Genomic DNA, 8,272 nt, shown 5'->3' with positions numbered 1-8,272 from the left:
ACACCCGGTCAACCCCACCCCACCAGCAAAAACCAAGATGAAAAATGCCCATTGGGGGAACTTCAGGTCAGTTGATGAACGAGTCGCCGACCCACTTGGCGCCGAGGTAGTTGCGGCCGGAGAAGCCGACCGTGCCGTCCGCGGCGACCCCGGTGTTCAGGAACGCCAGCAGCTGGCCGTCGGACTTCAGGCGGCTCACGATGTCCGGCTTGCCGTCGAGGTTGACGTCCTTGACCACGGTCCGGTCCGCGAGCGACCAGCCGCCGCTGATGATCTGGTACTGCGGCACCGCCGCGGCGGCCGTGCGCGCCTGCGGGGAGGACACCCGGTTCTTGCTGAACACCACGGACGCGGTGAACGGCGCCCCGGCCGCCGAGCGGCTCTGCGCCTGCTGGGTCGGCTGGCCGTAGTAGACCACCAGCTGGTCGCCCTCGCGGACGATCGCGTCCGGCAGGGTGTCGGCGTTCAGGTCGGCGATGTCGAGCTGGTCGATGCCGTCGAAGTACTCGCCGATCTGCTGCGCCGGGTAGACCTGGATCTTGTCGGACGCGTCCGGCACCACCGGCCACACGTAGAGCTTGTCGCCCCGGCGGCCGACGACGTCGTCGATCCCGTCACCGTTGAAGTCCGCCTGCAGCTTCAGGTCGAACAGGTCCCAGCCCGCGCCGCCGAACTGCTGGGTCTTGCCGAGCGTCGCGGTCGGGTTGGCCGGGTCGTAGGCGCCCGAGTGCTGGTACGCGGTGACGATGCCGCCGACCTGGGCCAGGATGTCGGTCTTGAGGTCGTTGGTCACGTTGCCCGCGGAGATCCACGAGGCGTTGTTCCAGCCCCAGTTGATCGCCACCCCGTTCTGGTAGGTCGCGCCCGCGTTCGCGGCGTCGAACGACCCCGAGTGCGGGTACACGGTGAGCGCGCCGTTCGCCTTCCGCGAGATCACGTCCTCTTTGGAGTCGAGCGTGATGTCGCGGTTGCGGCCGCCCGGGGCCGGATCGGCCGCGGCGACGGCCGGCGCGGCGGTCAGCACGGCGAGCGTGGCCGCGGCCGCGCCGAAGAAAGCGCGCTTACCCCAGGATCTGCGGCGCGAGCCGGAATTGTCTACTGACATGGAACACCCCTGATTCAAGAAACTACCGAATAGTATGCCGATAATTGCGCGAGTCGCGAGAACCCCCGATATTCTGTCTCCCGCGCGCTCTGTCAACCTACACCATTATCCGCGGGAGCGGGATAGTGTTTTTTGTTGTTCCGCGGATTCCCGGAGGAAGTCACTAGATATGTGACGTGAGCTGTTCGTCAATTTCTCACCTTCGTTCGTGGAAGCACAACAGGGTGTACGCCGCGATCGACTGGGCGTCGGTGATCTCGTTCCGCGCGATCATCGATTCGACCTCGGCACGGCCGAACCAGGCCGTCCGCATGTCCTGTTCCTCGTGCTCCCGCTCGTGCTCGCCCTCGGTCAGTTCGGTCGCCAGGTAGACCCGGCCGCGCTGGCTGGACACCCCGGGCGCCACGTCGAGCAGTCCGAGTTCGACCATCGACCCGGCGCGCAGCCCGGTCTCCTCCCGCAGTTCCCGCGCGGCCAGTTCGAGCGGGTCCAGATCGGCGAGATCCGGCGCGGTGCCCTGGGGAAACTCCCACCGGCGGAGCCCCAGGGGGTAGCGGAACTGGTCGACCAGGTGCAGCCGGTCGCCGTCCATCGGGACGATCAGCGCGTAGGTCGGTTTGTCGACCACGCCGTAGATGCCCTCGGAGCCGTCCTCCCGGCGGACGGTGTCCTCCCGCACCGTCATCCAGTTGTTGCGATACACCTCGCGCGAAGTCATGCGTTCGATCACGCCACCCATTATGGCCGGGGCGCCGGAGCGCGTCCTCGTGGCCGTTCCGGGAGAAATCGCGTGAATGTCGCACCGGTCGAGCGGGTGTCATTCCGCTGCCGGAAAATGGCATGGAAACCCCCAATTCTGTTGTGCTGAACACCCCGAGAAAAGAAACCGGATGGCGATGCTTCCCCCGAGCCGCCCGGTCGAACGGAACACGCGGGAGCCGGGCCGGAGGTTGCCCGCCGGGACGGGTGTGTTGCGGGGTGGGAGCGAACGGCTTCGGCGCGTCCCCTACTCTCGCCGGGTGCGTCTCGTGATCGCTCGCTGTCAGGTCGACTACGCCGGTCGCCTCACGGCCCACCTGCCCATGGCCACCAGGCTGCTGCTGATCAAGGCGGACGGTTCGGTCTCCGTGCACTCGGACGACCGCGCCTACAAGCCGCTGAACTGGATGAGCCCGCCGTGCTGGCTGATCGACGACGCCAACCCGTGGATCGTGGAGAACAAGTCCGGCGAGAAGCTGGTCATCACCATCGACGAGGTGATCGACGAGATCGGCCACGAACTGGGCGCCGAACCGGGCCTGGTCAAGGACGGCGTGGAAGCGCACCTGCAGGAACTGCTCGCCGAGCACATCACCACCCTGGGCGAGGGCTACTCCTTGGTCCGGCGGGAGTTCCCGACCGCGATCGGCCCGGTGGACATCATGGCCCGCGACGCCGACGGCCGCGCGGTCGCCGTGGAGATCAAGCGCCGGGGCGAGATCGACGGGGTCGAGCAGCTCACCCGCTACCTGGAACTGCTCAACCGCGATCCGCTGCTGGCCCCGGTCCAGGGCGTCTTCGCCGCCCAGCTGATCAAGCCGCAGGCGCGCACGCTCGCCGAGGACCGCGGCATCCGCTGCCTCACCCTGGACTACGACGCCCTGCGCGGCATCGAATCCGACGAGTTCCGGCTGTTCTGAACCCCGGGCCCGGGGCCACTCGCTAGGATTGACCGACGGTGACGCACTGGTTGCGCACCGGTTGCTTCCGGCCGGTCAAGCAGGGAGTTCTGGGTGGGTGGGATCCGTCGGCGCGTCTCGCGGCCGAACCGTCTCTGGAAATATCTGAGCCATCAGCGGTACTACGTGGCGATCGTGGCGGCGCTGCTGGTCGTGGTCGGGGTGCTGCTGGCCGTCTCGAGTTCGCTGGCCGACTACGGCCCGAACCTCGGCCTCAACCTCGGCGCCGACCTGATCGGCACGATCGTGGTGCTGTTCCTCATCGCACCCCTGATCAACCGGGCCGATCAGGACAAGGAAAAGCGGCGGGAACGCTTCCACCACCACGAGTTCATGAACGAGGTCGAGACCGCGCAGGACCGGGTCCGCATCCTCGAGCTCTGGCTGGACCTGCTGCAGGACGAGTACAAGGAAACCTTCGTCAACGCGGTCCGCGCCGCCCTGGACCGCGGGATCGACGTGCGGATCCTGATCCTGGACCCGGACGCGGAAGCCGCCGAGCAGCGGAACCGGGACCTGCACGGGCAGACGAACGTCATGGCCAACATCCTGGACAACCTGCGGGTCCTCTACGGCGAATTCGTGCGCGTCCCGGCGTCGCGGAACATCGAGATCCGGGTCTACTCCGCGTTGCCGCCGGTGCAGATGTACCAGACGGACGACCACGTCGTGGTCTCCTTCTACCCGGTCGACGTCACGTCGTGGAACGCCGAGCAGTACCACACGAGCCAGTCGTCCCAGCTGGGCACGTTCGTGAGCGCCAAGTTCGACGAACTGTGGGAGGCGCACAGCACCCGGACCCTCGAGCAGTTCATGAAGGTCGCCGTGATCGTCGAAACCGGGTCGGAGCAGAAGGCCTACCGGCTCCCGTTCGTGACCAGGGGGCAGACGACGTACGTGAACGGGCGCGAGATCATCGAGCACCACGCGGCCACCGGGATCGGCGGCCTGGCCGCGCGCGTGGTCATCGGCAACGCGCACGGCCACCGGGAGGAGCGCGGGCCGTACCAGCTGACCCAGCCGAACCACGCCCACGACGAAGTGCGGAAACTCTTCGAGCGCAAGTACGGGCCGGACCACCACGAGATGCTCCTGGAGCTGGTCGAAGTACCCGCGAGGGGGTGATCGGATGCCCGATCGGGTCTCAAGAAGGACAAGACCGCCCAGCCGCATTCACCTCGCGGAAATCTTGCAGTAGTGTGCGCGTCCAGGTTGATCGTGGTGGTTCTTGTTGAAAGATGTTGACTCCGGACGGAGGTGGGTCGGGTGCATGTCCTAGCCGAGGCGAACCTGCGGCTTGATGCGAGCGCCATCGACTACGTGTTGCTCGCGTTCTATTTCGTACTGGTGCTCGGCATCGGGTACCTGGCCCGCAGGCAGGTGTCGACCAGTCTCGACTTCTTCCTGTCCGGGCGTTCGCTGCCCGCCTGGGTCACCGGGCTGGCGTTCATCTCGGCGAACCTCGGGGCCATCGAGGTCATGGGCATGTCGGCGAACGGCGCGCAGTACGGCCTGCCGACCGCGCACTACTTCTGGATCGGCGCCATCCCGGCGATGCTGTTCCTCGGCGTCGTGATGATGCCGTTCTACTACGGCTCCAAGGTGCGCAGCGTCCCCGAGTTCATGCGGCGCCGCTTCGGCAGCCCGGCACACCTGGTCAACGGCGTCAGCTTCGCGCTGGCGCAGATCCTGATCGCCGGGGCGAACCTGTTCCTGCTCGCCAGCGTGGTCAACCTGCTGCTCGGCTGGCCGATCTGGGTTTCGGTCATCCTCGCCGCGGTGATCGTGCTGACCTACACCGCGCTCGGCGGGCTGTCCGCGGCGATCTACAACGAGGTGCTGCAGTTCTTCGTCATCGTCGCCGCGCTGGTGCCGCTGACCTTCGTCGGCCTGTACAAGGTCGGCGGCTGGCAGGGCCTGGTGGACAAGGTCACCAACAGCCCCGGCGGCGCCGACCAGCTGCACTCCTGGCCGGGCAACCAGCTCACCGGGTTCGGCAGCAACTTCCTCTCCGTGCTGGGCCTGGTCTTCGGCCTAGGGTTCGTGCTGTCGTTCGGTTACTGGACGACGAACTTCGTCGAAGTGCAGCGCGCGATGGCGTCGAAGAGCATGTCGGCGGCCCGGCGCACGCCGATCATCGGCGCCTTCCCGAAGATGTTCGTGCCGTTCATCGTGATCATCCCCGGCATGATCGCCGCGGTCAGCGTCACCGAGCTGATGGGCGAGAACAAGACCGCGCTGCTGGCGGGGGACAAGGCGCCCAGCGGGGCGACCTTCAACAACGCGCTCCTGCTGCTGATGCGCGATCTGCTGCCCAACGGCATGCTCGGCATCGCGATCGCCGGCCTGCTGGCCTCGTTCATGGCCGGGATGGCGGCGAACCTGAGTTCGTTCAACACGGTGTTCACCTACGACATCTGGCAGTCCTACATCAAGAAGGACAAGCCGGACGGCTACTACCTCAGCTTCGGCCGGGTGGTCACCGCGGCGGGCACGATCCTCGCGATCGGCACGGCGTTCATCGCGTCCACCTACGCGAACCTGATGGACTACCTGCAGCAGCTGTTCTCGTTCTTCAACGCGCCGCTGTTCGCCACGTTCATCCTGGGCATGTTCTGGAAGCGGATGACGGCCACCGCCGGGTGGGTCGGCCTGGTGTCCGGAACGCTGTCCGCGGTCGCGGTGTTCGTGCTCGCCAAGACCGGCGTGTGGGACCTGCCCGGCCAGGGCGCCAGCTTCATCGGCGCCGGTGCGGCGTTCGTGGTCGACGTGGTGGTCAGCGTGCTGGTCTCCTACGCGACGCGGCCCAAGCCCGACACCGAGCTGGTCGGCCTGGTGTACTCGCTGACGCCGAAGTCCGCGCGGCAGCATTCGACGACGGGCGCGGACGCGGGCTGGTACCGCAACCCCGGCCTGCTCGCCGGGATCGCCCTGGTCATCACCATCGCCCTGAACATCGCGTTCTAGGAGGACTCCCGCAATGGCTACGGAATCCACTCGTTCCCGCCGGGCCGGCGCCTTCGACATCCGGCTGATCATCGCGCTGCTGATCGGCGTCTACGGCGTGGTGCTCACCGTCATGGGCGCCGGGTTCACCAGTGACGAGGACCTGAACAAGGCCGACGGGCTGAACATCAACCTGTGGGCCGGGATCGGCATGCTGGTGTTCACCGCGCTGTTCGTGCTGTGGGCGCTGGTGCGGCCGCTGAAGGTGGACGAACCGGAGTCCGCCGAGGGCGCGGACACCTCGGGCGAATAGCGAGGTTGTGCGGACACGCCGTGCGCGGGGCGGCTACCGTGCACGGCGTGTTCTCCTCCGTTCTCCGGCCCCGCCGGGTGCCCGCCGTCCGCACCGGACTCGCCGTGCTCACCGTGCTCGCGATGACCGCGGCCTGCGGCGGGACCGACCTCGGCAGGTCCAACTACCCGCGCACCACGGTCACCCGGGATTCGGCCGGCGCCGGATCGGCGCCGGACGGGCCGATCACCGATCAGGCGGTGGCCACCTCGGCGCTGCGGACCGTGGATCCCTGCCCGCTGCTGGACGCCACCACGCTCGCCGAACTGGGCACGCCCGGCACGCAGAGCGCGTTCGGCCTGGACAAGTGCTCGAACGAGGTCAAGGACGCGGGCGGCAAGACGATCCGGGTGTCGCTGCAACTCGGCGACTCGCTGAGCGGCGCGGGCAAGGACGCGAACGGATCGGTGGAGGGCCTGCCGCAGATCGAGCGCAAGCAGGACGACGCGACCTGTTTCGTCACGGCGGTCACCTCGAAGGAACCCGACCTCGGCATCACCGCGCAGGTCAGTTACCAGGGCGGCGATCCGTGCCGCCCGGGCCGGGTCGTGCTGCAGAAGGTGATCAAGCGGCTGCGCGACAAACCGGCCCAGTACCCGCAGGTGCCCGGTTCGCTGCTCGCGGTGGACCTGTGCACGGTCGGCGACGACGCGGTGATGGCCGAGATCTTCGGCGGTGACGTGAAGAAGTCCCCGATCGGGTTGCACAACTGCTCCTGGAGCGGCCGGAGCCCGTCCGGGAACCTGGTCTACCGCACCGGTTCCGCGCCGACGCCCGACGGCCAGACCAAGGAGGTCGACCTCGGCGGCGGGATGAAGGGGTACTCGAAGTCGCGCAGCAAGACCGGGTCGCAGTGCAACATCACCTGGCTGCACCGGCAGACCAAGGAAGGCGAGGGCGAGATCGTCTCCTTCGACTACAACAACTACACCGCCGAGGCGTCGGCCGACGACCCGTGCGGCAAGGCCCTCAAGGCCGTGAAAGCGATCGTGCCCAAGCTCCCCAAGGGCTAGCTCGCCGGGTTTCATGAGGGGACCCCTCCGGACAAATTTTGTCCGGAGGGGTCCCCTCATGACAGGGCGCGTCCGGGTCGCCAGCGCGGGGGCGAACGCCTAGGTTGGGGCCTGCACCTGATCACTGGGAGGCCGCATGAAGAAGATCATCAACGATCCGGCGAACGTGGTCACCGAGTCGCTGCGCGGGCTCGCCGCGGCGCATGCCGAACTGCTCCGCGTGCACGAGGATCCGGCCCTGGTGGTGCGGGCCGACGCGCCGGTGCCGGACAAGGTCGCGGTGATCTCGGGCGGCGGATCCGGCCACGAGCCGTTGCACGGCGGGTTCGTCGGCCCGGGCATGCTCGACGCGGCGGTGCCCGGTGCGGTGTTCACCTCGCCCACCCCGGACGCCGTGCAGGCCGCGGTCGCGGCCACCACCGGCGCCGCGGGCGCGCTGCTGATCGTGAAGAACTACACCGGGGACGTGCTCAACTTCGAGACCGCCGCCGAACTCGCCGCCGCCGAGGGGCTCGAGGTGCGCAGCGTGGTGATCGACGACGACGTGGCGGTGGCCGATTCCACGTTCACCGCGGGCCGCCGGGGCGTCGGCGGCACCGTGCCGCTGGAGAAGATCACCGGCGCCGCGGCCGCGCGCGGGGCCTCGCTGGACGAGGTGGAAGCGCTGGCGCGCAAGGTGATCGGCCAGGTCCGTTCGATCGGGGTCGCGCTCACCGCGCCGACCGTGCCCCATGTCGGCGAGCAGAGTTTCACCCTCGGCGACGACGAGATCGAGTTCGGCATCGGCATCCACGGCGAACCGGGCCGCGAGCGGATTCCCGCCGAACCGGCCGACGCGCTGATCGAGCGCATGGTCGCCGCGGTCGCCGAGGATCTGCCGTTCGCCGCGGGGGACCGGGTGCTGCTGTTCACCAACTCGATGGGTGGCACGCCGCAGCTCGAGCTGTACCTGGCGCACGGGATCGCGGAACGGCGGCTCGCCGAGCGCGGGATCGCGGTCGAGCGCAGGCTGGTCGGGCCGTACATCACCAGCCTGGAAATGCAGGGGATCAGCATCACCCTGCTGAAACTGGACGACGAGCTGATCGATTTGTGGGACGCGCCGGTGAACACGGCCGCGCTGAGGTGGAGGAGCTGA

Annotated in this window: 8 protein-coding genes; 6 read left to right on the top strand and 2 right to left on the bottom strand. The window is 68.0% G+C overall.

The genetic code is table 11. The annotated features are described in order from the left end of the window. Nucleotides 1-67: 67 nt before the first annotated feature. Nucleotides 68-1,105 (bottom strand): hypothetical protein, encoded by a 1,038-nt coding sequence (locus FXO23_RS27395; RefSeq protein WP_158888320.1) that lies wholly within the window; start codon nucleotides 1,103-1,105, stop codon nucleotides 68-70. Nucleotides 1,106-1,301: 196 nt separating this feature from the next. Then, a complete protein-coding gene (locus tag FXO23_RS27390) occupies nucleotides 1,302-1,832 on the bottom strand; it encodes an NUDIX domain-containing protein (RefSeq protein ID WP_425484911.1) in 531 nt (176 codons plus the stop codon). A 292-nt stretch (nucleotides 1,833-2,124) separates the two neighbouring features. On the opposite strand from FXO23_RS27390, the gene nucS reads away from it, so the two are divergent. The 6 genes from nucS (at nucleotide 2,125) to dhaK (ending at nucleotide 8,272) form a co-directional block, all read left to right on the top strand. Continuing rightward, nucleotides 2,125-2,784, top strand: a complete 660-nt coding sequence (gene nucS, locus FXO23_RS27385; RefSeq protein ID WP_179956885.1) for an endonuclease NucS — start codon at nucleotides 2,125-2,127, stop codon at nucleotides 2,782-2,784. Between the two features lie 93 nt (nucleotides 2,785-2,877). Next, a complete protein-coding gene (locus FXO23_RS27380; protein WP_158888318.1) occupies nucleotides 2,878-3,948 on the top strand; it encodes a hypothetical protein in 1,071 nt (356 codons plus the stop codon). Nucleotides 3,949-4,089: 141 nt separating this feature from the next. After that, nucleotides 4,090-5,790 (top strand): sodium:solute symporter family protein, encoded by a 1,701-nt coding sequence (locus FXO23_RS27375; protein WP_158888317.1) that lies wholly within the window; start codon nucleotides 4,090-4,092, stop codon nucleotides 5,788-5,790. Between the two features lie 13 nt (nucleotides 5,791-5,803). Continuing rightward, nucleotides 5,804-6,082, top strand: coding sequence for a hypothetical protein (locus FXO23_RS27370; RefSeq protein WP_158888316.1), 279 nt, complete (start codon nucleotides 5,804-5,806; stop codon nucleotides 6,080-6,082). A gap of 47 nt (nucleotides 6,083-6,129) precedes the next feature. After that, the gene (locus FXO23_RS27365) at nucleotides 6,130-7,134 is read left to right on the top strand and encodes a DUF3558 domain-containing protein (protein WP_158888315.1); all 1,005 of its coding nucleotides are present in this window, start codon (nucleotides 6,130-6,132) and stop codon (nucleotides 7,132-7,134) included. A 136-nt stretch (nucleotides 7,135-7,270) separates the two neighbouring features. After that, on the top strand, nucleotides 7,271-8,272 hold the full coding sequence (gene dhaK / locus FXO23_RS27360) for a dihydroxyacetone kinase subunit DhaK (RefSeq protein ID WP_158888314.1): 1,002 nt from the start codon (nucleotides 7,271-7,273) through the stop codon (nucleotides 8,270-8,272).

Source organism: Amycolatopsis anabasis, assembly GCF_009765355.1.
GTDB classification, from domain to species: Bacteria; Actinomycetota; Actinomycetes; order Mycobacteriales; family Pseudonocardiaceae; genus Amycolatopsis; species Amycolatopsis anabasis.
This window is presented reverse-complemented; position numbering and strand designations above follow the sequence as displayed.

What these genes read in the sequence shown, in the direction of transcription:
- FXO23_RS27370 (WP_158888316.1), top strand. Translation starts at nt 5,804, where the DNA reads ATGGCTACGGAATCCACTCGTTCCCGCCGGGCCGGCGCCTTCGACATC.
- dhaK (WP_158888314.1), top strand. Translation starts at nt 7,271, where the DNA reads ATGAAGAAGATCATCAACGATCCGGCGAACGTGGTCACCGAGTCGCTG.
- FXO23_RS27395 (WP_158888320.1), bottom strand. Translation starts at nt 1,105, where the DNA reads ATGTCAGTAGACAATTCCGGCTCGCGCCGCAGATCCTGGGGTAAGCGC.